Below are 25,761 nucleotides of genomic sequence, written 5' to 3'. Positions count from 1 at the left end.
CTTCATGTCACGCAAGATTGACTCTGCCGTCGTTGGCCAAGACGCTGTTGATGTCGTCGCCCGTTTCGTCCAGCTGAACCAGCGTCGCCTGACGGGCGCCGAGCGGGTCGCGGGCCTGCAGTGCGGTCAGGATGGCCTTGTGGCGCGGCAGCGAGAGCTCGTGCGTGTTGGGCAGCTGGCTGGACAGCGTGATGGACTCGCGCAGCGCCAGCGACAGCATGTTGCCAATGTAGGCCAGCAGGTCGTTGCCCGTGGCTTCGGCAATGCGGCGGTGAAAGGCCAGGTCGGGCTCCAGGAGCTCCTCGGTCGTCCTGGCGGCCGCCATGCCTGCGTAGGCGGTGGCGATGGATGCGAGCTGCTCGTCCGTCGCGGCGCGGGCCGCGAGCGCGGCGGCGGCGGGTTCGAAGATCTGGCGCACTTCCAGCAGCGTCTGCACAAAGTCGCGCTGCGGGCGGGACTGGATCAGCCAGTACAGCACGTCCGGGTCCAGCAGATGCCACTCGTTGCGCGGCCGCACGATGGCGCCGGCGCGCTGGCGCGACACCACCAGGCCCTTGGCGACGAGCACGCGCACGGCCTCGCGCAGCACGGGGCGGCTGATCTCGTAGCGCTCCAGCAGCTGGGCCTCGGGCGGCAGCTTGTCGCCGGGCTGCAGTTCGCCGCCGACGATGGACAGCCCCAGCTCGCTGACGATGCGGCCGTGCTGGCTCTTGCCCTCGGTCTGGGCGCTGTAGGTGGAGTGGTCTGCTCGGGTTCGCATGGACGCCAGGCCGATTGCTAAAGCCTTCATTATCGAAAGCGCGCGACAAAGCCGCCCTTGGGTGCCAGCGTCAGCTTGGCCGCCGGTGCGGCGAGCTTGCTTTCAGCAAACTCGCGCTCGCCTGCGCCGTCGGTGATGAGCTGGCCCTCGGCCCGGCCCAGCCAGCCCAGGTCCAGCGAAATCTCGCGCGGCTGCTCGTCGGCGTTCAAGCCGGCGACGAACCACTGCTTGCCGGCGCGGCGGGCGATGACGACGAACTTGCCCGGCTCGCCGTCCAGGAAGCGCACCTCGTCCCAGTGGCGCGGCAGCTCGCGCAGCAGGCCTTTCACATAGGCCGGCACGGTGGCCATGCCCTCGGGCGTCTCGGCGAAATGCTGGATGCCCGACAGGAACAGCACGCTCTCGGCCAGCTCGAAGCCGTTGCGCGTGGCGCGCTTGATGTTGGGGACGTCGCCGAACACCATGGGCGTGAAGTCCATGGGGTCGAAGAGGTTGCGCGTGAACGGCAGCATCGCGGCGTGCGTGACGACGGCGTCCTGGTCTTCCTGCGTGAAGGTCGTGAACTCCAGGCCGCGCACCGCTTCCACCGTCATCAGGTGGGGATAGGTGCGGCTCCAGCCGCGCGGCAGCGTGGCGCCGTGGAAGTTCATCAGCAGGCCGGCCGCCGCGGACTCCTTCAGCAGGTCCACGTAGTAGGCCTGCATGGAGGCGCCGTCGCCACCGAAGAAGTCCACCTTCAAGCCCTTCACCCCGATGGTCTTCATGCGCGCGAACTCGCGCTGCCGGTCGGCGCGCGTCAGCAGCATGCTGCGAGGCGTCTGCGGGGTGTCGTTCCAGTCGCCCGCGGAGTTGTACCAGGCCAGCAGGCCGACACCCTTGGTCCGGCCGTAGTCGGCCAGCGCCTTCATCTTGGCATCGCCGATCTGGCGGTCCCACTCGGCGTCCACCAACGTGTAATTCCAGCCCATGTCGGCCGCGTAGTCAATGAAGCGCTTTTGCACGTCGAAGACGGTGGCCTCGTCCTTGAGCAGCGCCCAGCTCCAGGACGCATGGCCGGGCTTGAGCCTGGCCTTGTCGAAGGGTATGGCGGGGGCGGCGAGATCGGTGCCGAGGGTGGACTCCATGACCGTCTTCAGCGGGCCGATGGCGAGCACGCGCCAGGGCGTGGTCAGCGGCCCATCGACTTGCGCCAGCAGGTGGCCGCCGGTGAAGACCTCGCTCGGGTCGGGCAGGCCGATGCGGTAGGTGCCGCCGGTCGAGTCGGCTTGCAGGCGCGACGCGTGAAAGCGTCCGTCCATGCCGGCTTCGGTCAACGCCACCCAGTTGGCGCCGCTGCGAAACAGCGCCGGAAAAATCCAGCCGGCCGGCATGGGCGACGGCGTACCGACGGCGATGCCCATCTGATAGTGCTCTTCATAGGACGGGTTCACGCGCTTGTAGCCCGACTTGGCGGTCGCCATGGGCTGCAGCCAGGCGCGCGCTTCGGGTGCGAAGGCGAAGCTGGTCAACTCGTCCTTGAACTGCTTGCGGCCGGGGCCGTCCACCGTGTAGCGCAGCGCCAGGCCGTCGTTGGAGGCGCGCAGGGTCAGGATAAGCCTTTGGCCGGCGGAGTTGGCGACGGTGAAACGCTGTTCATTGGCGCGGTAGTCGATGCTGCTCTTCTTGCCGGCAGCGAGCGTGTACTGCTCGCGGTGGGCCTTCACGGGCGAGGTCGCGACGAGCTTGAGGCCGTTGGCGAAGTCGCCCTGCTCCAGCACCAGGCCCAGGCGCGAGGCCAGCAGCACGGGTTGGCCGGCGCGCTGCACCGTGTAGACGAGCTGCTGCTCGGTGTTGACGGAAACGTCGACCTGGAGCTGGCCGTCGGGGCTGTTCAAGGCCTGGGCGAGCGCAGGGATGGCGAGCATGAACGAAGCGATGAGGCGCATATCGATCTCAGATTGAGTAAAGGCCATCGGCGACGGGTGCGCCGAAGTCGGGGAAGCCGTCGTCGCGCCAGCCAAAGGCCTGCGCACGCGTGTGGCGGTTGGGGTCGTTCAGCGGGTCGCCGACGATGTCGCGGTAATTGCGGGCGTGGTAGACCAGCAGGTCGGTCCTGCCGTCGGGTGTCGTCGTGAAGCTGTTGTGGCCAGGGCCGAACTGGCTCACAGATTCGTCGGTCGTGAAGACCGGCGTGGGCGACTTGCTCCAGCTCTTGGCGTCCAGTAGATCGGCGTTCTCGTCGGCCCACAGCAGGCCCATGCAGTAGTTGGCGTCGGTCGCGGCAGCCGAGTAGGCGATGAAGATGCGGCCATTGCGCTTGAGCACAGCCGGGCCCTCATTGACGCAGAAGCCGATGCGCTCCCAGGCCAGGTCGGGCCGCGTGATGACGACGGGTTCGGACTTCAAGGTCCACGGGTTGGCCATCTCGGCGAGGTAGAGATTGCTTTCCATCGGCGGGCTCTTCTGCGCCCAGCAGAGGTAGCGGCGGCCGTTGTGCTCGAAGGGCGTCGCGTCCAGCGAGAAACCTTCCTCGGGCGTCACGATCTGGCCGCGCTCCACCCAGGCGTCGCGCAGGGGGTCGTCGCCCTGGCACTCCAGCACGTACATGCGCAGCTTCCAGATGTCGTCGCGCTCGCTGGCCGCGAAGTAGGTATACCAGCGCCCGTCGGCATCCATCAGGTCCTTGCCGTCACGGTCGAGGTAGGGGCCTTCGACGTTCCGAGCGCGGCCGACGCGGATGTTGTAGGTGCTCTGCGCGCCCCGGCAGCAGAGGTCGTAGGAGGCGAACAGATAAAGCCAGTCGCCATGGCGGGCAATCGTCGGCGCTTCGATGCCGCCCCAGAACGACCCGTAGCTCAGCCAGAGCTTGCCGTCGGTGTCAACGAAGAGGTCGGGGTCGATGGCGTTGAAGCCGTCCTCGGCGCGGCTCTGCACGACCAGGCCCTCATCGCGCCAGTCGCCGTCAGGCCTGTCGCTGCTGGCAAGGCCGATGGCCGATCGGTTCTTGCCGAAGGTGGAGATGGAATACAGAACCCAGGTGCGGCCGCGATGCTGGAAGAGCTTGGGCGCCCACACGTCCGGGCCCTTGTGCTCGGGCACCGCGTCGGCCCACCAGGCGGGTGGCTCGCCGAACATGGGCGCCAGGCGGCGCCAGGTCGTGCCGGCATCATCAGACGCCAGCCGCTGCAGGCCACGGCCGGTCGTGAAGACGAACCAGCGGTCGCCCTGGATCAGCAGCGTCGGGTCATGCGCGCCCGTGTCGCCCTGCGGCTCCCATGCCCACGCATCGCCGGCAAGGAGCCACGCGGAACACAGGATCAGGAGCAATCGCATCACATGCATCTCCGTACGCCGAAGCTCGGCGGCGCGGGACGCCGACCATCGTGCGGCGCAGCCGGTCGGGTTGGGCTACTTGCCCCAGCGAAGCACGAGGGGGTCGAGTCGCTTGGCGGCGTCCAGCAGCCCGGCGCGCACTTCGGGGCTCATCTCGGGGAAGGGGTGGCGCGGCGCATCGCTCTTGATGACGCCGCCTTCCTTCATCAGCGCCTTGGCGGTCAGGATGCCGCCCTGGCGGTTCTCGTAGTTGATCAGCGGCAGCCAGCGGCCATACTGGACCACGGCTTCCTCGCGGTCGCCGGCATGGAAGGCGTCGAAGATCTTGCGGATGCCGTCGGGGAAGCCGCCGCCCGTCATCGCACCGGTGGCGCCGGCGTCCAGGTCGGCCAGCAGCGTGATGGCTTCCTCGCCATCCCACGGGCCTTCGATGGCCGCGCCGCCGACGCGGATCAGCTCGCGCATCTTGCTGGCGGCCTGCGGCATCTCCAGCTTGAAGTACTTCACGTTGGCAATGTTCTGCGCCATGCGCGCCAGGAAAGGCACCGACAGCGGCGTGCCCGCCACCGGGGCGTCCTGGATCATGATGGGAATGCCGATCGCGTCAGACAGGCGCTGGTAGAAGCTCTCGATCTGGCCTTCGGACACGCGGAAGGTGGCGCCGTGGTACGGCGGCATGACCATGACCATGGCTGCGCCGAGGTCCTGCGCGAGCTTGCTGCGCTCGATGCAGATCTGCGTGGAGTAATGCGTCGTCGTGACGATGACGGGCACGCGGCCGGCCACGTGCGCCAGGATGGCCCGCGTCAGCGTTTCGCGCTCGGCATCCGACAGCACGAACTGTTCGGAGAAGTTGGCGAGGATGCACAGGCCCGTGGAGCCGGCGTCGATCATGAAGTCGACGCAGCGCAGCTGGCCGGGAACGTCCAGCGTGCCGTCGGCGTGGAAGATGGTCGGTACGACGGGGAAGACGCCGCGATAAGGACGACTGGTGGAGGCGCTCATGGTGCGGGCCCTTGTCTCTGAAGTTGGTTCAAGCGCCGGCAGGCGGCGCAAGGCTGGCTGTCATCGCCGGCATGCCTCTCATTAAAGTATGACTATTTACCCTTGATTATCGGGGTTAACCCGAGATTCGCCGGCTTTGCAAACAAAATAGTATGACTAATAATCCATCTACCGCCCGGCCAAAGCAGCTGGGCCGCCTATCGCAGGAGACAGTCTGATGAGTTCTTACGCCCGCTACCCCAGCCTCCAGGACCGCGGCGTCCTGATCACCGGCGGGGCCACCGGCATCGGTGAAACGCTGGTGGAGACGTTTGCCGAACAGGGCGCCAAGGTGGCCTTCATCGACCTGGCCGCCGACGAGGGCAACGCGCTCGCGGCCCGCTTGGCTGGTTCGCGCCACGCGCCTCAGTTCATGGCGGCGGACCTGTCCAACGTCGATTCCCTGCGCGGGGCCATCGCCGGGTTGCGCGAGCGCAGCGGCCCGTTCACGGTGCTGCTCAACAACGCCGCCAACGACAAGCGCCACGCCGTCGAAGAGACGACGCCCGAGTTCTGGGACGCCAGCGTGGCCGTCAACATCAAGCACCAGTTCTTCACTGCGCAAGCCGTGCTGCCAGACATGAAGGCGGCGGGCTTTGGTTCCATCATCAACTTCGGCTCCATCAGCTGGATGCTCAAGCAGGGCGGCATGCCGGCGTACACGGCGAGCAAGGCGGCGGCGCAGGGCCTGACGCGCTGCCTGGCACGCGACCTTGGCCCGCACAAGATCCGCGTCAACACGCTGGTGCCCGGCTGGGTGATGACCGAGAAGCAATTGAAGCTCTGGGTCACCGAAGAGACCAAGGTCGAGATCGCCAAGGGCCAGTGCATCGACGCGCCGCTGATGCCGCAGCACATCGCCAGCATGGCGCTGTTCCTGGCGGCCGACGACAGCGCCATGTGCACGGCGCAGGACTTCATCGTCGACGGCGGGTGGGCGTGATGCAGCGCCGCGACTACGGCGTGCTGGCCGACGGCCGGCCGGTGCATGAATACACGCTGACCAACGGACTGGGCCTGGCGCTGACGGCCATCACGCTGGGCGGCATCGTCAACGGCCTGTGGGTGCCGGATCGGGAGGGCCGCATCGACAACGTCGTGCTCGGCTTCGACAACCTCACCGACTACGCCCTTCGCAACCCCTTCTTCGGCGCCATCGTCGGCCGCTACGGCAATCGCATCGCCGGCGCCAGCTTCGAGCTGGACGGCGAAACCCACACGCTGTCCCGCAACAACGGCCCCAACTGCCTGCACGGCGGCACCGAGGGCTTCGGCCACCGGCTGTGGGCTGCCGAGCCCGTCGAGCCCCGCGCCGGCGAGGCCGAGGCACTGCTGTTCACCCTCACCAGCCCGCACGGCGATCAGGGCTTCCCCGGCGAGCTCAAGGTCAGCGTGCGCTATTCGCTGAGCGCGACGGACAACAGCTGGCGCATCGACTACGAAGCCACGACCGACCGCGCCACCGTCGTCAACCTGACGCATCACAACTACTTCAACCTGGCCGGCGAGGGCAGCGCGCTGCGCCACCGCTTGTGCATTCCCGCCTCGCGTTACAGCGAGGTCAACGAGCACCTGATCCCGCAGCGCCACGCCGCGGTCGAGGGCACGCCCTTCGACTTCCGCTCGCCCACCGCCATCGTCGCCCGCATCCGCCAGGCGTACCCGCAGCTGCTGCGCGCCAAGGGCTATGACCACAACTGGTTGCTCGACGGCGAGCTGGATGCCGACGGCCTGCGCCCCGCCGCCACGCTGGAAGACCCCCACTCCGGCCGCCGCATGGACATGCTGACCAGCGAGCCGGCGATCCAGTTCTATTCCGGCAATTTCCTCGACGGCAGCCTGTGCGGTCCCTGCGGACGCATCTACCGCCAGGGCGACGGCCTGTGCCTGGAGACCCAGCACAACCCCGACTCACCGCACCACGAAGCCAGCAGCGCCTGGCCCACCACCGTGCTGAGGCCCGGCGAGGTGTGGCGCAGCACCACAATCCATCGCTTCTCCTGACCGCTAAGAGAACGCCATGGACCTGCCCGCCCACCAACTGACGATGACGGTGCTGATGACGCCCGATACCGCCAACTTCGCCGGCAATGTCCATGGCGGCAACATCCTCAAGCTGCTCGACCAGGTCGCCTATGCCTGCGCCAGCCGCTATGCCGGCCGCTATGTCGTGACGCTGTCGGTGGACCGGGTGATATTCCGCCAGGCTATCCACGTCGGTGAGCTGGTCACCTTCCTGGCCAGCGTCAACATGACCGGCACCTCGTCGATGGAAGTCGGCATCAAGGTCGTGGCCGAGAACATCCGCACGCAGGAGACGCGCCACGTCAACAGCTGCTACTTCACGATGGTGGCCGTGGGCGACGACAACAAGCCGGTGGCCGTGGCGCCGCTGCGCCCCTTCACTCCCGACGAGCGCCGCCGCCACGCGGCGGCCATCGCCCGCAAGCAGGCTCGCGCAAGCCTGGAAGCCTCACCCGATGCAAGCTGAACACCCTTTCGCCCTCGCCCTTGCCCTGGCCAACAACCTTGGCGAAGGCATCCAATGGCATGCCGCGAGTGGCCGCTGGTGGTGGACCGATATCGAAGGCGCCTGCATCTACGCCTGGACCCCGGGCGACAGCGCCACGCTGCAGGTGCGCCTGCCCGAGCGCGTGGGCAGCTTCGTGCATGGCCGCTCCGGCGCCATCATCCTGGCCATGGCCAAGCGCCTCGCGCGCCTGACGCTACCCGACCTGCATGCCACCGGCAGCATCGCTGCCGAGCCCGAGACCCTCACGCCACTGGAAGCCCACCTGCCCACCACGCGTGCCAATGACGGCCGCTGCGACCGCAGTGGCAACTTCGTCTTCGGCACGCTGGACGAAGCCAACCCGCGCCAGCGCATCGGCAGCTTCTACCAGTACTCGCTGGCCCACGGCCTGCGCCGGCTGGCGCTGGACGGCGTGAGCATCTCCAACAGCATCTGCTTCAGCCCCAATGGCAAGCGCATGCACTACTGCGACACGACCACCCCTCGCATGATGGTCTGCGACTACGACGCGGACAGCGCCCAGGTCAGCGAGCCGCGCCTGTTCGCGAGGAAGGAATTCGACGACAACTGCTGGCCGGACGGTTCCGTCATCGATGCCAAGGGTTGTTTGTGGAATGCCGAGTGGGGCAACGCGGCGGTGGCCCGCTACGCGCCCGACGGCCGGCTGCTGGGGCGCTATTCGGTGCCAGTCAGCAATGTCACCTGCCCCGCGTTTGGCGGCCCGGCCGGTGACCAGATCCTCGTCACGACGGCCCGCGAAGGCCTCAGCACCGCCGACCTGATGGCCCGCCCGCTGTCGGGCAGCCTGTTCGGCATGACCATTGAGCCCGGCCTCTACCTGCCCGACCCGCTGTTCAACGACGCCTGATCACCGCTTGCCGGGTTTCTGCACCCAGGCGTCCATCCAGTCGGACCCCGACAGCACGCGGCGCGAGCGCCACATCTCGTCGCGCGGCGGAACAAGTGCGACGGGCTTGGCCTGCGGCGTGAGCCGACGCGGTGCGGCTTCGGTCGTGAAGCTGGAGTTCTGAAGGCGTCGCATGCGACCTCCTCTTGCGTTGCGTGCGTCCACAACGCAGCAAAGGCGGCGTCGGACTACTTGCCGATGCAAAAGCTGCTGAAGATGACGCCGAGCAACTCATCGGCCGAGAACACGCCGGTGATTTCACCCAGCGCATCGTGGGCCAGACGCAGCTCCTCGGCGAGCAGATCCAGCGCGGCGTCGCGCTGAGCGGCAACTTCGCGAGCCAAGGCCAGGTGCTCTGCCGTGCGCGCCAAGGCCTGCACATGGCGCTCGCGAGCGATGAACAATCCTTCGGGCACCGCTTGCCAACCGGCCGTCTGCAGCAGGCGCTGGCGCAGCGCTTCGAGGCCATCTCCCGTCTTCAGGCTCAGCGCAATCTCGCCTTCGGGCGCTCGAGCCAAGTCGGCCTTGTTGAACACCTGCACGATGCGGCTTGCGTCCACACCGAGCAGCCGCGCGCGGATGCGCTCGTCCTCGGCCTCGTAGTCCGGCTGGCCGACGCGGCCCAGGTCGTGCAGGAAGAGCACGACGTCGGCGTCCGCGATCGCGTCCCAGGATCGCGACACGCCGATGCGCTCGACCTCGTCGGCCGTCGCATCGCGCAGGCCGGCGGTGTCGGTGATGTGCAGGGGCACGCCTTCGATCTGGATGGTCTGGCTGACCTTGTCGCGCGTCGTGCCGGGAATGGGCGTGACGATGGCGAGCTCGGCGCCGGCGAGTGCATTCAGCAGCGAGCTCTTGCCCACATTGGGCTGGCCGGCGAGCACCACCTTGAGGCCGTCGCGCAGCAGCGCGCCCTGGCGAGTTCGAGCTTGCACTTCCCTCAGTTGCGCAGCCAGCCGATCCAGACGGCCGAAGGCGTCCGCCTTCTCAAGGAAGTCAATCTCCTCCTCGGGAAAGTCCAGCGTCGCCTCGACCAGCATGCGCAGCTGGATGAGCTGGTCGCGCAGCACACCGACCTCGTGCGACAGCGCGCCGCCCAGCGCCCGGCTCGCGCTGCGCGCCGCAGCCTCCGTGCTCGCATCGATGAGATCGGCCACTGCCTCGGCCTGGGCGAGGTCGAGCTTGCCGTTCAGGAAGGCGCGCTGGGTGAACTCGCCTGGTTCGGCCAGGCGCACGTTTGCGCCGGCCGCTATGACCCGAGCGAGCAGCAGCTGCATGACGACTGCGCCGCCATGGGCCTGCAGTTCCAGCACATGCTCGCCTGTATAGGAATGCGGCGCCGGGAAGTGCAGGGCCAGGCCCTGGTCGATGGCCGCGCCGGCTTCATCGCGGAACGGCAGGTAGGTCGCCTCGCGAGGTTTCAGCGCGCGGCCGCAGACGGCTTCAATGAGCGGCGCGAGGCCTTGTGGTGACGACACGCGGACGATGCCCACGGCGCCGCGCCCGGGAGCGGTGGCGATGGCAGCAATGGTGTCTGCGTGACGAGCGAGCATGAATGCAATTGTCGCGGCGCAAAAAGAAACAGCCGCTCGAAGGAGCGGCTGCATCAGAGGTTGGCGCGGGGGAGGCTCGGTTCGGGCGCTCTCGTGAGTCCCGTCCGGGCCGGTGTTCTCTGCCCCGCGAAGCCATTGAACTGCTAACCCCGGGCAGAAAGAAGCCCCCGGGTGCGGGGGCTGTGCAGATTCACGTGATTCAGTTCACGCCCAATCGCTTGTTGATCAGCCACTGCTGGGCGATGGACAGGATGTTGTTCGTCAGCCAGTACAGCACCAGGCCGGACGGGAAGACGAAGAACATGACGCCGAAGGCCACGGGCATGATCCACATCATCTTCTGCTGCATGGGATCGGCGGCCGGCGGGTTGAGCCAGACCTGGAACAGGCTGGACGCCATCATCAGCAGCGGCAGGATGAAGTAGGGGTCGCGCACGGACAGGTCGGTGATCCACAGCGTCCACGGCGCCTGGCGCATCTCGACGGTGGACAGCAGCACCCAGTACAGGGCCATGAAGATGGGCATCTGCAGGAAGATGGGCAGGCAGCCGCCGATGGGGTTGATCTTCTCCTCGCGGTAGATCTTCATCATCTCCTGCTGCATTTCCTGCGGCTTGTCCTTCAGGCGCTCCTTCATCTCGTTGATGCGGGGCGCCACGGCCTTCATGCGGGCCATGGACTTGTAGGCGCTGGCGTTCAGGCTGTACAGCGCGATCTTGAGCAGCAGCACCAGGGCAACGATGGTCCAGCCCCAGTTGCCGATGAAGCCATGCAGCTTGTCCAGCAGCCAGAACAACGGCTCGGCCAGGATGGTCAGCATGCCGTAGTCCTTGACGCGCTCCAGGCCCGGCGCCAGTGCTGAGAGGTTGTTTTCCTCCTGCGGGCCGGCGAAGAGAGTGGCCTGCTGGGTCGCGCTGGTGTCGGGTGCGAGCGTGGGCAGCGTGAAAACCATGCCGGTGGCGTAGGCGTCGCCGCGCACGCCGGCCTGCCCAGGTAGCTTGCGCACGAAGAACTCACGATTGCCGGCTTCATTGACGAGCCAGGCGCTGGCGAAGTAATGCTGCACCATCGAAACCCAGCCGTCGTTGGCCTGCTTCTCGATGTCGACCTTGCCCTTGTCGATGTCCTCGAACTTCAGCGTCTTGAACTTGGTGTTGCTGTTGTAGACCGCCGGGCCCGTGAAGCTGGGCGTGAAAGCCGCGCCGCCGGTGACGGTACTGCCGTCACGCACCAACTGCAGATAGACCTGCGGCGTGACGGGCGCGGCACCGTGGTTGACGACTTCATGCGTGACGCCCACCGTGTAGACACCGCGCTTGAACGTGAAGGTCTTGATGAGCTTGACGCCACCGACCTCGGCCGATTCCAGGCGCAGCTTGACCTCGTTCTGGCCCTCTTTGAGCTCGCGCTCGCCGGCCACCGCCGTCATCGGCGTGGTGTGGGCAGGCAGCGGGCCCTGGGCGCTGACCAGGCCGGTCTGGGCCCGGTAGTGCTGGCCCTCATTGAAGAGCACGACCGGCTGGGGCGTGAACTCGGGTTTTTTCTGCAGATGCACCATCTGCAGCAGCTGGTCGGTGACGGTCGGGTCCGGCGACGTCAGGTATTTGGGCAGCTCGGCGCGGACGATGTCGCCGCCCAGGGTGTCGACCGTGACCGTCAGCACGTCGGTGCGGATGGTGATCTGCTCGGACGGCGCGGCCACCGGTGCGGCGGCCGTGGGCGCCTGGGCAGCAGCCGTGCCGCCAGCAGCGGTCGCTGCCGGTACGCCAGACGACGCAGGTCCGGCCGGTGCCGTCGACACGGTCTTGGGCGTCGGGCTGAACATCGAGGGATGCCCGTTGTGCTTTTGCCAACCGTCCCAGAGCAGGACGAGAGACATCGTGAACACCACCCACAGCACGGTGCGGCGAATATCAGTCATGAGGAGACTCGGACGAGGAAGAGGACGCGCAGGAGGCGCGCGCCACGGGGAGAGAGAGGAGGCGGGAAAACAGCCGCGGCGGATTGTCAGGCACGGGGTCGTGCCCGCCGTTACACCAGGGCTGGCAGCGCAGGATGCGGTGGACGGTCAGATAGCTGCCGGCCAGCGCACCGTGTTTCTCAAGCGCGCCCAGCGAGTAGCGGGAGCAGGTCGGCTCGAAGCGGCAGGCGTTGCCCAGCCAGGGGCTGAGCATGAGGCGGTAGCCGCGCACGATGGCCATCAAAGCGCGGGCGGGCCAGCTCGGCTTCACGTCTTCGTGCCCGGCTTGGACGCCATGGCTTTATCCAGAAGCTGAGCCAGCTCGGCTCGGGCAGCTTGGCGCAGCGCGTCGGAAGCGGCGCTGGGGAACTTCTGGCGGTCAAACGGAGCGCGCAAGCGGACAACCCACAAACCCGGCGGCATGCCGGTCGCTGCAGCAAATGCGGCGCGGATCTGGCGCTTCAAGAGCTGGCGTGTCACGGAGCGCTTGGCATGCCGCTTGGGAACGACGATGCCCACCCAGCAGCCTTCAGGCGCAGTGGGCGGGTTCTGTTCCACAGGGTTGTGAACAGGCTGTGATTCGCCTGTTGATAACTCGACTGAGGCTGTGCGCAACTTGGCGGCACGCCAAGCGCTGGGCGCCGGGTCGGCCGAGAGATGGTGCAGCGCGAAATGCGCGCTGCGGGCCCGGCTTTGTTTGCCGAGCACACGCTCAAAGTCCACCGGGCGCTGCAGCTTGCCGATCATCGGGTGCCCGACAGGCTGACGACGCACGGGTGGCGTCGTCGCGCGGCTTAGACGGCCAGGCGCTTGCGGCCCTTGGCGCGGCGTGCGGCGATGACGGCACGGCCACCGCGGGTCTTCATGCGCACCAGGAAACCGTGGGTACGGGCGCGGCGGGTCTTGGAGGCTTGGTAGGTACGCTTCATGGGAAACCTCTTTGGAGGGTTTGTGCAGGCCGGGCACAGCGGTTGGCACCCGGCAAGAAGGCCGGTTTTGACACCCGGCAAGAATGGCCGGTTCGTATCCGGCAAGAAAAGCGCATGGCGAACCAGTCGCAACCGGCCGGCAATGCGCGAAAACCCGGCATTACAGCAGAAGCCGCCGACCCGGTCAATAAGTCGCCAGTCTCAAGCCGGGTTTGCCAGGGATTGACCCCCTGCCAAATTCTGTGGATAACCCATCCTTCGGTGGCCTCGGGTCCGTACAATCCAGCCGCTCGAAAAGAAGTTTTCCACAATGAGCGAAGAAGAACATACGGTGGATGGGGTGCAGGCTTTGAAGACGGGCGTGATGACGGGCTTAGAGGGCATGAATTCGCCGGATTGGGCGTCAGAGCTTTGGCGGCGGGGCTGCGAGCGCCTGGCCACCGAGCTGCCTGAACAGCAGTTCAACACCTGGATTCGCCCGCTGCCACCCGCCACGGTGTCTGGCGAAGCCGCCGACAGCGCCCTCGTGGCGACGCTGAAGGTGCCCAACCACTTCAAGCGCGACTGGATCCGCCGTCAGTACGCGGCCCGCATCGAAGCCATCCTGACCGAATTGGCCGGCCGCCCGACGCGGCTGGAGCTGTCCCTGGTTGCGCGCGATGCGTCGAGTGTGCCCATCACCGTGCCCAGCTCGATGTCGGGCGCCGCTCAGGCACCTCAGCAGCCGTCGGCGTTTGCGGCCGAACCGAGCGCCGCGCTGCGGCCCGTCAGCGCGCCCCCGGCCAGCACCATCATGCTGCCCTCGCAGGCGCCCGCCTCGGCCAAGCACCGCATCAATCCGCAGCTGACCTTCGACACGCTGGTGCCCGGCCGCGCCAACCAGATGGCGCGCACGGCCGCACTTCACGTCGCCGGCGCGCCGGGCGTGACCTACAACCCCCTGTTCATCTACGGCGGCGTCGGCCTGGGCAAGACCCACCTGATCCACGCCGTGGGCAACGCGCTGCTGAAGGACCGCCCGGACGCCCGCGTGCTCTATCTGCACGCCGAGCAGTTCATCTCCGACGTCGTCAAGAACTACCAGCGCAAGACTTTCGACGAGCTCAAGGCCAAGTACCACTCGCTGGACCTGCTGCTGATCGATGACGTGCAGTTCTTCGCCGGCAAGGACCGCACGCAGGAGGAGTTCTTCAACGCCTTCGAGGCGCTGCTGGCCAAGAAGGCGCACATCATCATGACGTCGGACACCTACCCCAAGGGGCTGGTGGACATCGACGAGCGCCTCACCAGTCGCTTCGACGCCGGCCTGACGGTGGCCATCGAGCCGCCCGAGCTGGAGATGCGCGTCGCCATCCTGATCAAGAAGGCCGAGGCCGAGGGCACGCCCATGCCCGAGGATGTCGCCTTCTTCGTCGCCAAGAACGTGCGCGCCAATGTGCGCGAGCTCGAAGGCGCGCTGCGCAAGGTGCTGGCCTATGCCAAGTTCTCGCACAAGGAGATCAGCATCACCTTGGCCCGCGAGGCGCTGAAGGATCTGCTGTCCATCCAGAACCGCCAGATCGGTGTCGAGAACATCCAGAAGACGGTGGCCGACTTCTACAAGATCAAGATCGCCGACATGTACTCCAAGAAGCGCCCGGCCAGCATCGCCCGGCCGCGCCAGATTGCGATGTACCTGGCCAAGGAGATGACGCAGAAGAGCCTGCCCGAGATCGGCGAACTCTTCGGCGGGCGGGACCACACGACCGTGCTGCACGCGGTGCGCAAGATCGGCGCCGAGCGCCAGAAGAACACCGAGCTGAACCAGCAGCTGCACGTGCTGGAGCAGACGCTCAAGGGTTAGGCTGGACCGAGCTGAGCCCCCGCGGGCTCGGCGACGCCTGTCTGACAGTCCGCGCATGCAAAGCGCGGGCGCGGCCTGCAAGGTTGAAGGCGTTCAGTCCTCGGCCTCGCCGTAGACCGCCAGGAATGCCTCGAGAAATTCCGCCGACGCGCTCAGCGTCAGCGTGACGGTCAGCCAACCGCCCTCCTCCTGCTGCACGAGCAGCTCGTGGTCCCAGGCCTGGCCGTCCTCGACCGGACCGTGGCGACCAGGGAAGCGGCTGTGCGCCCAGTCCAGCACCTGCTGAGCCTCGGCCAGCACGCGGCTGTGCTCCTCGGCTCGCGTCGAGGCCATGGCCTCCAGCGTGGCGATGCCGTCGTCGCCATCGCTGAAATCGAAGATCAGGTAGCGCATCGCTGCGCAGGCTAACTCAGTCCAGCGCGTAGATGCGTAGCGCACCGACCTGCTGGCGCGACCAGGTGCTGCGCAGGCCGAACCAGCCTTCGCGCAGCGGGCTCTCGTCGCGGTGCTCGAAGAACAGCTGGCCGTCGACGTAGACAGTTGAGCGACCGTCCTTGACGAGGGTCTGGACGAGGTAGTCGTGGTTGGGTTTGAGCAGGTGTTCGGCGTCCAGCCGCTCCTGCAACAACACGCGCTGGCCGTCGCCGTACTTGCGCAGCCGTGTGCTGGTGTTGCCGTTGCCGCCGATGCCGAAGTAGTACAGGCTCAAGGCGTCATAGGACTCGAACGCGCCATTGCGGCCCAGCGGGGAGCCGCCACCGGCACCGGTCGCCATCCAGAACTGGTTGAGGTCGCTGAGCCTGTCGTTAGCGCCGCCCTGCAGGACGATGCGGCGGCGGTATTCGATGAGGAGGTTGCCGCTCAGGCGCCGGTTCAGCCAGACGGTCACGCCGCCGGCTGTGTCGAGGACGAGGTGGCCGTTCTCGGTGCGAACCGTCGAGCCGGGCTTTGCCTCGATCTCCGCGACCCAGGTGGCCGGGTCCAGCGCCTGCTTGAAGTCATCGCTGAAGATCAGCCGGCCGCGCTCGCCCAGCGGTGCGGGGTCGGCCATCGCTGCACCGCAAAACGCCAGCCAGAACAGCAGCGCGCGGCGCGGCGGGACCTTCATGGTTTGCAGCCGGGCGATGCGAGAGACCGCCTCTTGACCATCAGGCAACGACCTTCTTCAGGGACAACAGGCGCTGCACGGCGCAGAAGACGAAGAGCAGGGCGCCGATGACGATCTTGGTCCACCAGGAGCTGAGCGTGCCGTCGAATGCGATCAGCGTCTGGATCAGGCCGAGCACCAGCACGCCCGACAACGCGCCGGCTACATAGCCATAACCGCCCGTCAGCACGGTGCCGCCGATGACGACCGCGGCGATCGCATCCAGCTCCACGCCCTGGGCATGCTGGCCGTAGCCGCTGAGCATGTAGAACGCGAACAGCAGGCCGGCGAGCGATGCGCAGAAGCCGCTGAGCGCGTAGACGGCGACCTTGGCGCGGCCGACGTTGAGGCCCATCATCAGCGCCGAGGCTTCGCTGCCGCCCAGTGCGTAGACGGTGCGGCCGAAGGCGGTGTAGTGCGCGACCCACAGGCCGACACCGAGCACGACGAGGGCGATGACCGCGCCGGGCGACAGGAAGGCGCCTGCAAAGAGCGGGATCTGCGTCTGTGACAGGGAGACGAACAGCGGCGCGTCGATGGTGATGCTGTCCACGCTGATGAGGAAGCACAGGCCGCGCGCCAGGAACATGCCGGCCAGCGTGACGATGAAGGCCTGCAGCTTGAACACGTGGATGACGAGGCCCTGCAGCGCGCCGAAGGCCGCGCCGCCGAGCAGCACGATGACGATGACCAGCTCCGCCGGCCAGTGTGCCACCTGCAGCAGCCACGCGGCGACCATGGTGGTGAGCGCCAGCACCGAACCCACCGACAGGTCGATGCCGCCGGACAGGATGACAAAGCTCATGCCCACCGCGATGACGAGCAGGAAGGCGTTGTCGATGAGCAGGTTGGAGACGACCTGCGTCGATGCAAAGCCCGTGTAGTTGGCAGCGCCGGCGATGAAGAGCACGGCCATCAGCACGACGCTGACCCAGCTGGTGAAGGAGGGAGCGGCCATGGCCGCACGCAAGGCTTTCATGCCTTCCTCCAGGTCGACCAGGCCGAGGACTGCGAGATGCAGACCGCGAACACGACGACGGCCTTGACGACCATGGTGACCTGCGGCGGCACGCCCATCGCATAGATGGTGGAGGTCAGCGTCTGGATGATCAGCGCGCCGATGAGGCTGCCGGCCAGGCTGAACTTGCCGCCGCTCAATTGCCCGCCGCCGAGGGTGACGGCGAGGATGGCGTCCAGCTCCAGCAGCAGGCCGGCGTTGTTGGCGTCGGCGCTCTTGATGTTGGACGAGATCATCAGCCCCGCCAGCCCCGCGCCGAGGCTGCAGTAGACGTAGACGAAGAAGACGATGGCCGCCGTGCGCACGCCGGCCAGGCGCGCGGCGACGGGGTTGATGCCGACGGTCTGGATGAACAGGCCCAGCGCCGTTCGCTTCATCAGCAACGCGGTGAGGCCGCCGACGACGGCGACGATGAACAGCGACACCGGCAGGCCGAGCAGATAGCCGCCGCCCAGCCAGAAGAAGCTCGCGGGCTCGTAGACGGTGATGATCTGGCCGTCGGTCAGCAGCTGTGCCAGGCCCCGGCCGGCGACCATCAGGATCAGCGTGGCGATGATCGGCTGCAGGCCCAGGGCCGACACGAGCAGCCCGTTCCACAGCCCGCACAGCAGCGCAGTGCCCAGCGCCGCGGCGAAGGCGACGGCCAGGCCGTGCGAGCCGACCAGCACACAGGCCACCGTGCCGGCGATCGCGACGACGGCACCGACCGACACGTCGATGCCGCGCGTGGCGATCACCAGGGTCATGCCCAAAGCCGCGAGCATCAGGGGAGCGGCGCGATGCAGGATGTCGATCAGGCTGCCGTAGAGGTGCCCGTCCTTGATCTCCAGGTGCAGGAAGCCCGGCACGAAGAGGGCCGCGACGGCCAGCAGCAGCGCGAGCGCGGCAACCGGCCGGAGCAGGGGATGGCGCCAGAGGGCGGCGCGCGCGGGCGGAGAAGACATGGCAAGCGTGGGAGAACTCATGGGGTCGTGAATTGCAGCGCCGTCGCTTCGCCACGGTAGAGGACGGACTGCGGTTTCGTGCTGGGGCCGCTGGTATCGACCAGTGTCACGTTGAAGCGGCGCTGCTGGACGAGGCCGGGGAAGCGGCCCTCGCGGGCGCCGACTTGCAAGGTGCGCCGGGCGTCGTCCCAGCGCAGCGTGACGGTCGCACGTTCGCCGGTCTCGTAGCGGTAGGTCTCGCCGTCGTCCTCGTAGAGAGTGAACTGCGCGTCGGCGCCGGGATAGATGCGGATCTCATAGGGCGCATCGGGCTGCTGGCCGACGTGCTCGATGACCGGGCCCATCGGCACGATGCTGCCGGCGCGCACGAACAGCGGGAACTGGTCCAGCGGGTACTCGCGGGACACGGTCTCGCCGCCGGCGTGGCGGCGGCCGCTCCAGAAGTCGAACCACGCGGCACCCGTCGGCAGCAGCGTGGCCTGGCGCTTGTCGATCTGGCGTTGTTGGTCGGCAAGCGCCAGCAGCTGGCCGGGCGTGCGCCAGGCCAGGCGCAGCTTGCGCCCGCCGCCGTCCTGATAGAACTCGATACGCAGCTTGACGGCCTGGCCGGCGTTCAGCATGACGCGCTTGCCCTCGAAGCGCGCGGGGCCGTTCTTCCAGTCGTCGACCAGGAGCTTGTCGTCCAGCCACAGGCGGAAGCCGTCGTCGCCCTCGACGCCGATCTCGTACTCACCCGATTCGGGCGCGACGAGCGTGCCCTGCCAGCGCGCCGAGAACTGGTTCAGGCTCTGCAAGCCGGGCGGCACACTGCCGAGCGGCGCGGGCGGCCAGTCGTGGGCGACCGGGCCGTCTACGGTGCGGCTGGCCGGCTTCTCGAAATTCATGCCGGCGAAGTACTCCAGCGCCAGCCCCGGCTCGCCGGAAGGCGTACGCAGCGCGCTGGCGGGAATGGTGGCGGCGGGCGGCACCTCGGCATAGAGCGTGGAGTGCGTGACGGGCTGTACGAGGAAGGCCGGGCCGAACATATAGGTGTCGTCCACCTTGCGTAGCGCGGTCTCGTCGGGGAAGTCCATCGCCAGCCCGCGCATCATCACGTAGCCCTCTTCGTGCGCACGCCAGGCCAGGCCGTAGAGATAGGGCAGCAGCCGGTAGCGCAGCTGCGCGGCGCTCAGCAACGAACGGTAGACGGCCGGGTCCAGCGTCTTGTACAGATAGGGCTCGCGCTCGACGTCCGTGCCGTGGATGCGGTAGATGGGGTTGAAGATGCCGAACTGGTTCCAGCGCGCGTACAGCTCGCGCCAGGCCGGGTTGCGCTCGCCGCCCGGGTAGGGCACGAAAAAGCCGCCGGTGTCCTGCGTCCAGTAAGGCGTGCCGGCCATGCCGACGTTCAGGCCGCCGGCGATCTGCGCGCGCAACGTCGCCCAGCTGGCCGTCGTGTCGCCCGACCAGGGCAGTGCGGCGTAGCGCTGCTGGCCGGCCCAGGCGGAGCGGGTCAGCGTCATCGCGCGCTTGTTGCTGCTGGCGCGCTGGCCTTCGTAGACGCCGCGCGTCGTGACCAGGCTGTAGACGTTGAGGTAGCGCGTGAAGTCGCCCATGGCATTGCGGCCGAGGCGCTTGATGTCGGCCTCGACCTCGCCGGGGTCATGCGCGGCGCCGCCCACCTCGACCTCGGTGCCGTCCATCCACAGCGCGTCCACGCCGATGTCGAACAGGCCCTTCTTGGTGTGCTTGAAATAGATGGCGCGGCCTTCGGCACTGAAGGCGTCGTAGACCTGCGCCTTGCCGGAAATCCAGTGCTTGGGCGCGAAGCGCAAGCCCTTGGCGTCGAGCTCTTTGGCAAGTGCCGTGTCGTCACCGATCGAGGGCCAGATGGACACCATCAGCTTGGTGTTCAGTTCGCGGTGCAGCGTGTCGACCATGCCGCGCGGGTCGGGGAAGCGCTCGGCGTTCCAGGTCATGCCGCTCCAGGTGCCGTCCTTGTCGCCGCCCCAGTACTGCCAGTCCTGCACGATGGTGTCGAGCGGGAAGTGGTCGGCACGGAAGCGCTTCGCGACGTCGAGCAACTGCTGCTGCGTCTTGTAGCGCTCCTTGCTCATGAACAGGCCCAGGGCGCTCTTCGGGAACATGGGCGCAGCGCCGGTGAGCTGGCGGTAGCCCGCCATCAGGTCGTCCATCGTCGTGCCGGCGACGAGGTAGTAGTCGGCGCCGGCCGGCGCGCTCTCGGCCCAGAAGCGGGCGCCCTGCGCGTCGTCGGTGAAGCGCATCTTGGAATAGACGTCCCAGAGCACGCCCCAGCGTCGCGTCGAGATCATGAAGGGCAGGACGGTGCCGATGTTGGTCTGCACCATCAGCACGTCACGGCCGCGGTAGTCCATGTAGGACTCGTTGTACTGGCCCAGGCCGTAGAGCGACTCGTCGGCCGTGAGGCTGAAGGCCTGCGTCATCGCGTAGGTCGGCGCGCCGGATATCTCGATGGCCTTGAGCGCGGCGGGCGCCTGCTCGCGGGTGAACAGGCTGCCATCAGGCCGGTAGAAGGCGAGGGCTCCGCTGCGCTTGTCGATCTCCACACGCACGGCCGCGCTGGTCAGCACCAACGCGTCGGCAGACTCCTTCACGTTCAGCGGCACGGCCTGCGGCGCGGCCACCACGACCAGGCTGGGCTGGGTGGCATGGCTCTGGCCCAGGTGAGCCGTCACTCGGACGAGGCCTGGCCCGTAGAACAGGATGTTGCGGGTCAGCGCGCCGAGTTGCACCTGGGCACCTGCGGCCAGCGGCGTCCATGCAAAGCCGCGTGCGTCGGGCGTCAGTGGCTGGCGCTGCGCCTGGCCCTGGGCGTCAAGTCCGGTCGGTGACTGCGCGCGCGCGGCCGGTGTGAGTGCCGCCAGGCAGAGCAGGGTCAGGGTGGCCAGGGCGGCGCGCAGCGCGGGGACGGTGGGGTGATTCATGTTGGACACGCTCAGGCCGCAGCCGAGACAGGCTCCGCGGCGATGACTTCAAGCACGCTGCGTTCGTCCAGCTCGCCGCGGCGGTATTCGCCGGCGGCGCGGCGGTCGCGCATCACGAGGACGCGGTCGCTGCAATGCAGGACCTCGGGCAACTCAGACGAGATGAAGAGGATGGACATGCCACTGCCGTCTTCCTTGTGGGCCAGGGCGCGCACGGCATCCATCAGGTCTTCCTTGGCGCGCACGTCGATGCCTCGGGTGGGCTCGTCGAGGATGAGCACGGCCGGATTCGTGGCCAGCCAGCGCGCCAGCAGGGCCTTCTGCTGGTTGCCGCCGCTGAGTTGCCCGATGGGCGTGTCGGCGCTCGGCGTCTTGATGCCCAGGCGCTTGATGTAGTCGTCGGCCAGGGCCTGCTGCGCTTCACGGCTCATGACGAGGTCCAGGCCGTGCCGGGCCTGCAGCGCAAGCAAGATGTTCTCGCGCACCGAGAGGTCGAGGATGGCGCCTTCGTGCTTGCGGTCCTCCGAGCAGAAGGCGATGCCGGCGGCGATGGCCTCGCGCGGCGAGTGCCAGCGGCCCGTACGGCCTTCGGTTTCCACATGACCCGCATCGGCGGCGTCGGCGCCGAACAGCAGGCGCGCGGCCTCGGTGCGGCCGGAGCCCAGCAGGCCGGCCAGGCCCAACACCTCGCCGCGCTTGAGCTCCAGGTCCAGCGGGTGCAGCGCGCCGCGCCGGGTCAGCCCTTGCGCCTTCAACACCGCGGCGCCGGTGGTCGGGGCCTGGCTGTCCAGGCGGGTGGGCTGCTGGTCGGGCGGCGCGCCCACCATCTTGTTGACGAGGGCCAGACGGCTGAGGTCGCTCGCCAGGTACTCGCCCTCGGTCTCGCCGTTGCGCATGACCGTGATGCGGTCGGCCAGCGCATAGGTCTGGTCGAGGAAGTGGGTGACGAAGAGGATGGCCAGGCCCTGCTCGCGCAGGCGGCGCAGCACGGTGAAGAGGCGCTGCACGGCCGCGTCGTCGAGGCTGGAGGTGGGCTCGTCGAGGATGAGCACGCGGGCCTGCACGCGCAGCGCGCGGGCGATGGCCACCATTTGCTGGACGGACAGCGAGTAGCGCGACAGCGGCGTGGTCACGTCGATGTCGAGGTCCATCTGGGCGAGCACTCGTTTGGCTTCGGCGTTCACCGCAGACCAGTCGATGCGACCCCAGCGGCGCGGGAAGCGCCCGGCGCAGATGTTCTCTGCGACGCTGAGGTTGGTGCAGAGGTTGACCTCCTGGTAGACGGTCTGGATGCCGAGGGCTTGGGCTTCTTCGGTGCGGCGCGGGGCGATGGTCTCGCCGCCGAGTTTGATGGTGCCGGCTTCGGGCGTGTAGAGGCCGGTCAGCACCTTGATGAGGGTGGACTTGCCGGCGCCGTTCTGGCCCATCAGCGCATGAACCTCCCCGGGGAACAGGCGCAGGCTGACGTCGCTGAGCGCCTTGACGCCGGGGAAGCCTTTGTGGATGCCGGAGAGCTCCAGCACGGGCTCGGCGGTTCTATGGAGAGTCATGGTTTCGCGTTCTCAAGCCTCGGCGCTCGCAAGCGCCGAGTCCTTCGTGAGGCGTCGGACAGGACGCAGGTCCTGTCCTCGGTTCTCACTCAGTACTTCCGGTTCGGCAATTCCTTGGCCGCCTGATCCGCCGTGTACACGCCCTCCGTCACGGTGATGCGCTTTTCTACCGGCTTCTTGGCGACCACGTCCTTGGCCAACTGCATCAGCTGCGGCCCCAGCAGCGGGTTGCATTCGACGGTCACGTTGAGCTTGCCGGCCTTCATCGCCTCGAAGGCACCGCGCACGCCGTCGATCGACACGATGGCGATGTCCTGACCGGGCTTGAGCCCCGCCTCTTCAATCGCCTGGATGGCACCGATCGCCATGTCGTCGTTGTGCGCGAACAGCACGTCGATCTTCTTGTCGCGCTGCTTCAGGAAGGACTCCATCACTTCCTTGCCCTTGGCACGCGTGAACTCGCCCGACTGCGAACGGATGATCTGCAGCTTGGGGTTGCCCTTGATGGCTTCCTCGAAGCCCTTCTTGCGGTCGATGGCCGGGGCCGAGCCCACGGTGCCCTGCAGCTCGACGATGTTCAGGGCGCCGCCCGGCGCCTTGGCCGCCCGCTCCAGCACCCACTTGCCCGCCTTGCGGCCTTCTTCGACGAAGTCCGAGCCGATGAAGGTCACGTACAGCGACGGATCGGCCACCTTGACGGCGCGGTCGGTCAGGATGACAGGGATGCCGGCCGTCTTGGCTTCCTTGAGCACCGTGTCCCAGCCGGATTCGACGACTGGCGAGAAAGCGATGACGTCGACCTTCTGGGCGATGTAGCTGCGGATCGCCTTGACCTGGTTCTCCTGCTTTTGCTGCGCGTCGGCAAACTTCAGCGTGATGCCGGCCTCCTTGGCCGCGGCCTTGATGGACGCGGAGTTGGCGGTGCGCCATTCGCTTTCGGCGCCCACCTGGGAGAAGCCCATGACGAGCGGGGCGGCAAGGGCGCCGAACGCGGGGGTCAGCAAAGCGGCGGCCAGCAGGCTGCGGCGCAGAATTCTCATGGTTGTCTCCATCTGAGGTCTTGTGACAGCCGATGGTAGGAAGGCCAGTGATGCGCGACCAATGACATTTCTCCGTCAAGCCATGTCGATTTCGGTATGGGCCAGTCTCTCACCTCTGGCCGAACGCCTGGCGCGGTCGCCGCGTCTGTGTCGGAATGCCATGTAAACCAAGGAACCGACACAGCGCGTCCACGCGGTACTGGCGGCCTATTTGGTCGACAGCACCAGCACCGTCACAGAATACGGCGCGAAGCTGTAGCTGAACTGCTTGCCGAGCCCGCTCGCCTTGCTCGTCACCGGCACCACCTTGGTCGGCTCGGCGATGGTGTTGGTGTCTTCCTTGTGCGTCGAGCTCAGTACGATTGCCTCCCCTTCGGCCGCCACCTTGACGGCGCCGGCCAGGTCGACCTGCACCGTCTGCGCGTTGCCGATCGCGTTGACGACCTTCAGGTAGATCTCGCCGCGCTGGTCCGACTTGGTCGCCGAGAAGAACATCGTCGGCACCTGCTTGGCCGGCGGCACGTCCTGCGGCGTCTCCTTCTTGGCCTCTTGCTGCCAGGTTTGCATGCTGACCTTCTCGGCGTGCACCGGCAGCGAAACATTGCCCAAATAGTTGCTGAACATCTTTTGCGCGTAGTACGACGGCGAACCGAAGCTGGACTGCGCGTTGTAGCCGATCAGGTTGTACTGCCACTGCATGCCGCCCGGGTTCACGTTCACAAACAGCGGCGCGTAGCAGGACATCTCGACAATGTCGGCATTGCGCTCCATGCCGGCCATGAAGGCGGCATCGGCCAGTGCGGCGTGCAGGTTGGTGGTCGGCGAGCCTTCCTGCCCGGCCCATTCGCCGATAAAGACCTTCGGCCCGCTGCGCGCATAGCTGTCGTAGCGCGCGGCGTCGTTCATCATCTCCATCGGGTTGTAGTAGTAATGCTCGTCGACCAGGTCGGGCACCCGGCTGGACAACTTCTGTTGCTGGCCCAACCAGTCCTTGCCGTTGACCGTGGCGATCAGCTTGATCTTCGGGTACTTCTTCCTGATGGCGTCGTGGAACTGGGTGTAGCGGCCGTCGTAGGTCTTGTTCTTCTCGAAGCCATCCTCGTTGCCGATCTCGACATAGCGCAGCTTGAACGGCGCCGGATGGCCATCCTTGGCGCGCTTCGCGCCCCACTTCGTGCTCACGTCGCCGGTCACATATTCGATCTCGTCGAGCGCGTCCTGGACGAAGGGCTGCAGTTCCTTGCCGACCGGGACGGACTCGCCGTTGAGCGCGTAGCCGGCGAACACCGCCAGCACCGGCTCGGCCTTCATGTCCTCGCACCACAGCAGAAATTCGAGCAGCCCCATGCCGTCGGTAGAGCGGTAGCCCCAGGTGCCGGGATTGCCGGGACGCTGGTCGATCGGGCCCAGCGTTTCCTTCCACTTGAAGCGGTTCGTCACGCTGCCGCCTTCGACGTAGTTCCCGCCGGGGAAGCGCAGGAAGCCCGGCTTCATGTCGATCATCTTTTGCATCAGGTCGGGCCGGTGGCCGTTCGGCCGGTCCTTGTGGGTCGGCGGGAACAGCGACACCAGGTTGAACCACACCTTGCCCGGGCTTTCGGTGGCAAGCACCAGGCGCGCGTCGGCGGTCGGCTTGACGTTCGCACCGGTGGCGAGGGTGACGCTGTAGCGCTTCCATTGACCGTCGATGCGGCCGCCTTCGGCCTGGGCGTAGACGGTCTTGCCGTCGACGCCTTCAATGCTGATGGTCAGCGGCACGCCACTGGCGCCGGACGTTTTGGCGTAGAAGCTGGCGCGGTAGCTGGTGTTCGGCGTGACCGGGATGCCCCAGTAGCCAGCATTGGCGATACCGACACGGTGACCCGGCGAAGCGTTCTCGGCGTCGATCCGCAGACTGGTCGTCAGGGCGGTGCCGGCGACCGGGTAACGCTCGTCGAGCGCCATCGCGGCGCTGCCGCCGGCGTCCTGCACCAGCGACCAGTGCTCCGGCGTGTAGCCGTGATTCTTGAAGGCGCGGTTACGCACCAATTCCGCATACAGGCCGCCATCGTAGGAAAAGTTGATCTCCTCGGTCATCAAGCCGTACAGGGTCGGGCTGACCGGCAGGCCAGGCTTGGCGAGGTCGATCCGGACGGTGGTCTGCGCCATCGCCAGCGGGGCGATCAGGGCAACCAGCGACAGCACACGGGAGCGGAAGCGGCGTTGCACGATGGGCATGGCGGAGCTGTGCGATGGAATGTTCGAGGTCATGGGTGGGATGGTCTGTTAGTGAAGCT

General features: G+C 67.2%; 23 protein-coding genes. 5 read left to right on the top strand and 18 right to left on the bottom strand.

Features of this window, described 5'->3' with window-relative positions; translation table 11 throughout:
* Positions 1 to 7 precede the first annotated feature (7 nt).
* The 4 genes from ACXJLH_RS15720 to ACXJLH_RS15705 all read right to left on the bottom strand — a co-directional run bounded on the left by ACXJLH_RS15720 (position 8) and on the right by ACXJLH_RS15705 (position 5,077).
* Positions 8 to 760 carry a FadR/GntR family transcriptional regulator gene (locus ACXJLH_RS15720; protein WP_457353504.1) on the bottom strand — a complete coding sequence of 251 codons (753 nt, stop codon included), beginning with the start codon at positions 758 to 760 and terminating at the stop codon, positions 8 to 10.
* Positions 761 to 789: 29 nt separating this feature from the next.
* Entirely contained in the window at positions 790 to 2,685 is a 1,896-nt protein-coding gene (locus ACXJLH_RS15715) for a glycoside hydrolase family 97 catalytic domain-containing protein (RefSeq protein WP_457445094.1), read from the bottom strand.
* 7 nt (positions 2,686 to 2,692) lie between these two features.
* On the bottom strand, positions 2,693 to 4,072 hold the full coding sequence (locus ACXJLH_RS15710; protein ID WP_457445092.1) for a family 43 glycosylhydrolase: 1,380 nt from the start codon (positions 4,070 to 4,072) through the stop codon (positions 2,693 to 2,695).
* Positions 4,073 to 4,147: 75 nt separating this feature from the next.
* The gene (locus ACXJLH_RS15705; RefSeq protein WP_457445090.1) at positions 4,148 to 5,077 is read right to left on the bottom strand and encodes a dihydrodipicolinate synthase family protein; all 930 of its coding nucleotides are present in this window, start codon (positions 5,075 to 5,077) and stop codon (positions 4,148 to 4,150) included.
* 217 nt (positions 5,078 to 5,294) lie between these two features.
* On the opposite strand from ACXJLH_RS15705, the gene ACXJLH_RS15700 reads away from it, so the two are divergent.
* From ACXJLH_RS15700 to ACXJLH_RS15685, 4 genes are read left to right on the top strand one after another with little or no spacing between them, the layout of a single operon-like run.
* The gene (locus tag ACXJLH_RS15700) at positions 5,295 to 6,059 is read left to right on the top strand and encodes an SDR family NAD(P)-dependent oxidoreductase (protein WP_457326003.1); all 765 of its coding nucleotides are present in this window, start codon (positions 5,295 to 5,297) and stop codon (positions 6,057 to 6,059) included.
* Positions 6,059 to 7,120 carry an aldose epimerase family protein gene (locus ACXJLH_RS15695; protein WP_457445088.1) on the top strand — a complete coding sequence of 354 codons (1,062 nt, stop codon included), beginning with the start codon at positions 6,059 to 6,061 and terminating at the stop codon, positions 7,118 to 7,120. The genes ACXJLH_RS15700 and ACXJLH_RS15695 overlap by 1 nt, the downstream gene beginning before the upstream one ends.
* A 16-nt stretch (positions 7,121 to 7,136) precedes the next feature.
* Entirely contained in the window at positions 7,137 to 7,607 is a 471-nt protein-coding gene (locus ACXJLH_RS15690) for an acyl-CoA thioesterase (RefSeq protein WP_457353482.1), read from the top strand.
* Positions 7,597 to 8,517 (top strand): SMP-30/gluconolactonase/LRE family protein, encoded by a 921-nt coding sequence (locus ACXJLH_RS15685; protein ID WP_457445086.1) that lies wholly within the window; start codon positions 7,597 to 7,599, stop codon positions 8,515 to 8,517. Before ACXJLH_RS15690 ends, ACXJLH_RS15685 begins: the two co-directional genes overlap by 11 nt.
* Here the strand turns inward: ACXJLH_RS15685 and ACXJLH_RS15680 are convergent, their stop codons facing one another.
* From ACXJLH_RS15680 to rpmH, 6 genes are all read right to left on the bottom strand, one after another.
* On the bottom strand, positions 8,518 to 8,691 hold the full coding sequence (locus ACXJLH_RS15680) for a hypothetical protein (RefSeq protein WP_457445084.1): 174 nt from the start codon (positions 8,689 to 8,691) through the stop codon (positions 8,518 to 8,520).
* 53 nt (positions 8,692 to 8,744) lie between these two features.
* Positions 8,745 to 10,109, bottom strand: coding sequence for a tRNA uridine-5-carboxymethylaminomethyl(34) synthesis GTPase MnmE (gene mnmE / locus ACXJLH_RS15675; protein WP_457445082.1), 1,365 nt, complete (start codon positions 10,107 to 10,109; stop codon positions 8,745 to 8,747).
* A 199-nt stretch (positions 10,110 to 10,308) separates the two neighbouring features.
* A complete protein-coding gene (yidC, locus tag ACXJLH_RS15670; protein ID WP_457445080.1) occupies positions 10,309 to 12,030 on the bottom strand; it encodes a membrane protein insertase YidC in 1,722 nt (573 codons plus the stop codon).
* Positions 12,023 to 12,310, bottom strand: coding sequence for a membrane protein insertion efficiency factor YidD (yidD, locus tag ACXJLH_RS15665; protein WP_457388756.1), 288 nt, complete (start codon positions 12,308 to 12,310; stop codon positions 12,023 to 12,025). Before yidD ends, yidC begins: the two co-directional genes overlap by 8 nt.
* 26 nt (positions 12,311 to 12,336) lie before the next feature.
* Positions 12,337 to 12,816 (bottom strand): ribonuclease P protein component, encoded by a 480-nt coding sequence (locus tag ACXJLH_RS15660; RefSeq protein ID WP_457445078.1) that lies wholly within the window; start codon positions 12,814 to 12,816, stop codon positions 12,337 to 12,339.
* A gap of 47 nt (positions 12,817 to 12,863) precedes the next feature.
* Positions 12,864 to 12,998: a 50S ribosomal protein L34 gene (rpmH, locus tag ACXJLH_RS15655; protein WP_054021782.1), complete on the bottom strand. Its 135-nt coding sequence runs from the start codon at positions 12,996 to 12,998 to the stop codon at positions 12,864 to 12,866.
* A gap of 382 nt (positions 12,999 to 13,380) precedes the next feature.
* On the opposite strand from rpmH, the gene dnaA reads away from it, so the two are divergent.
* Positions 13,381 to 14,841, top strand: coding sequence for a chromosomal replication initiator protein DnaA (dnaA, locus tag ACXJLH_RS15650; RefSeq protein ID WP_056192510.1), 1,461 nt, complete (start codon positions 13,381 to 13,383; stop codon positions 14,839 to 14,841).
* A 93-nt stretch (positions 14,842 to 14,934) separates the two neighbouring features.
* On the opposite strand, the gene ACXJLH_RS15645 is transcribed toward dnaA, so the two are convergent.
* From ACXJLH_RS15645 to ACXJLH_RS15610, 8 genes are all read right to left on the bottom strand, one after another.
* Complete coding sequence (locus ACXJLH_RS15645; RefSeq protein WP_457353474.1) at positions 14,935 to 15,234, bottom strand: hypothetical protein; 300 nt, start codon at positions 15,232 to 15,234, stop codon at positions 14,935 to 14,937.
* Between the two features lie 16 nt (positions 15,235 to 15,250).
* Entirely contained in the window at positions 15,251 to 15,949 is a 699-nt protein-coding gene (locus ACXJLH_RS15640; protein ID WP_457445077.1) for a DUF6250 domain-containing protein, read from the bottom strand.
* Positions 15,950 to 15,989: 40 nt separating this feature from the next.
* The gene (gene yjfF / locus ACXJLH_RS15635; RefSeq protein WP_457445075.1) at positions 15,990 to 16,967 is read right to left on the bottom strand and encodes a galactofuranose ABC transporter, permease protein YjfF; all 978 of its coding nucleotides are present in this window, start codon (positions 16,965 to 16,967) and stop codon (positions 15,990 to 15,992) included.
* Positions 16,964 to 17,950 carry an ABC transporter permease gene (locus ACXJLH_RS15630; RefSeq protein WP_457445073.1) on the bottom strand — a complete coding sequence of 329 codons (987 nt, stop codon included), beginning with the start codon at positions 17,948 to 17,950 and terminating at the stop codon, positions 16,964 to 16,966. Before ACXJLH_RS15630 ends, yjfF begins: the two co-directional genes overlap by 4 nt.
* A gap of 17 nt (positions 17,951 to 17,967) precedes the next feature.
* Positions 17,968 to 20,895 (bottom strand): TIM-barrel domain-containing protein, encoded by a 2,928-nt coding sequence (locus ACXJLH_RS15625; protein WP_457445071.1) that lies wholly within the window; start codon positions 20,893 to 20,895, stop codon positions 17,968 to 17,970.
* An 11-nt stretch (positions 20,896 to 20,906) separates the two neighbouring features.
* Positions 20,907 to 22,445, bottom strand: coding sequence for a sugar ABC transporter ATP-binding protein (locus ACXJLH_RS15620; protein WP_457445069.1), 1,539 nt, complete (start codon positions 22,443 to 22,445; stop codon positions 20,907 to 20,909).
* A gap of 89 nt (positions 22,446 to 22,534) precedes the next feature.
* Positions 22,535 to 23,485 (bottom strand): ABC transporter substrate-binding protein, encoded by a 951-nt coding sequence (locus ACXJLH_RS15615; RefSeq protein WP_457320035.1) that lies wholly within the window; start codon positions 23,483 to 23,485, stop codon positions 22,535 to 22,537.
* Between the two features lie 207 nt (positions 23,486 to 23,692).
* Positions 23,693 to 25,735 (bottom strand): alpha-L-arabinofuranosidase C-terminal domain-containing protein, encoded by a 2,043-nt coding sequence (locus ACXJLH_RS15610; RefSeq protein ID WP_457445067.1) that lies wholly within the window; start codon positions 25,733 to 25,735, stop codon positions 23,693 to 23,695.
* Between the last annotated feature and the right edge of the window lie 26 nt (positions 25,736 to 25,761).

Source organism: Roseateles sp. P5_E4 (genome assembly GCF_054049255.1).
This window is presented reverse-complemented; position numbering and strand designations above follow the sequence as displayed.

Bases quoted from the DNA above. Each gene is read 5' to 3' on its own strand.
- ACXJLH_RS15720 (WP_457353504.1), bottom strand. From the start codon at position 760: ATGCGAACCCGAGCAGACCACTCCACCTACAGCGCCCAGACCGAGGGC.
- ACXJLH_RS15715 (WP_457445094.1), bottom strand. From the start codon at position 2,685: ATGCGCCTCATCGCTTCGTTCATGCTCGCCATCCCTGCGCTCGCCCAG.
- ACXJLH_RS15710 (WP_457445092.1), bottom strand. From the start codon at position 4,072: ATGCGATTGCTCCTGATCCTGTGTTCCGCGTGGCTCCTTGCCGGCGAT.
- ACXJLH_RS15705 (WP_457445090.1), bottom strand. From the start codon at position 5,077: ATGAGCGCCTCCACCAGTCGTCCTTATCGCGGCGTCTTCCCCGTCGTA.
- ACXJLH_RS15700 (WP_457326003.1), top strand. From the start codon at position 5,295: ATGAGTTCTTACGCCCGCTACCCCAGCCTCCAGGACCGCGGCGTCCTG.
- ACXJLH_RS15695 (WP_457445088.1), top strand. From the start codon at position 6,059: ATGCAGCGCCGCGACTACGGCGTGCTGGCCGACGGCCGGCCGGTGCAT.
- ACXJLH_RS15690 (WP_457353482.1), top strand. From the start codon at position 7,137: ATGGACCTGCCCGCCCACCAACTGACGATGACGGTGCTGATGACGCCC.
- ACXJLH_RS15685 (WP_457445086.1), top strand. From the start codon at position 7,597: ATGCAAGCTGAACACCCTTTCGCCCTCGCCCTTGCCCTGGCCAACAAC.
- ACXJLH_RS15680 (WP_457445084.1), bottom strand. From the start codon at position 8,691: ATGCGACGCCTTCAGAACTCCAGCTTCACGACCGAAGCCGCACCGCGT.
- mnmE (WP_457445082.1), bottom strand. From the start codon at position 10,109: ATGCTCGCTCGTCACGCAGACACCATTGCTGCCATCGCCACCGCTCCC.
- yidC (WP_457445080.1), bottom strand. From the start codon at position 12,030: ATGACTGATATTCGCCGCACCGTGCTGTGGGTGGTGTTCACGATGTCT.
- yidD (WP_457388756.1), bottom strand. From the start codon at position 12,310: ATGGCCATCGTGCGCGGCTACCGCCTCATGCTCAGCCCCTGGCTGGGC.
- ACXJLH_RS15660 (WP_457445078.1), bottom strand. From the start codon at position 12,816: ATGATCGGCAAGCTGCAGCGCCCGGTGGACTTTGAGCGTGTGCTCGGC.
- rpmH (WP_054021782.1), bottom strand. From the start codon at position 12,998: ATGAAGCGTACCTACCAAGCCTCCAAGACCCGCCGCGCCCGTACCCAC.
- dnaA (WP_056192510.1), top strand. From the start codon at position 13,381: ATGAATTCGCCGGATTGGGCGTCAGAGCTTTGGCGGCGGGGCTGCGAG.
- ACXJLH_RS15645 (WP_457353474.1), bottom strand. From the start codon at position 15,234: ATGCGCTACCTGATCTTCGATTTCAGCGATGGCGACGACGGCATCGCC.
- ACXJLH_RS15640 (WP_457445077.1), bottom strand. From the start codon at position 15,949: ATGAAGGTCCCGCCGCGCCGCGCGCTGCTGTTCTGGCTGGCGTTTTGC.
- yjfF (WP_457445075.1), bottom strand. From the start codon at position 16,967: ATGAAAGCCTTGCGTGCGGCCATGGCCGCTCCCTCCTTCACCAGCTGG.
- ACXJLH_RS15630 (WP_457445073.1), bottom strand. From the start codon at position 17,950: ATGTCTTCTCCGCCCGCGCGCGCCGCCCTCTGGCGCCATCCCCTGCTC.
- ACXJLH_RS15625 (WP_457445071.1), bottom strand. From the start codon at position 20,895: ATGAATCACCCCACCGTCCCCGCGCTGCGCGCCGCCCTGGCCACCCTG.
- ACXJLH_RS15620 (WP_457445069.1), bottom strand. From the start codon at position 22,445: ATGACTCTCCATAGAACCGCCGAGCCCGTGCTGGAGCTCTCCGGCATC.
- ACXJLH_RS15615 (WP_457320035.1), bottom strand. From the start codon at position 23,485: ATGAGAATTCTGCGCCGCAGCCTGCTGGCCGCCGCTTTGCTGACCCCC.
- ACXJLH_RS15610 (WP_457445067.1), bottom strand. From the start codon at position 25,735: ATGACCTCGAACATTCCATCGCACAGCTCCGCCATGCCCATCGTGCAA.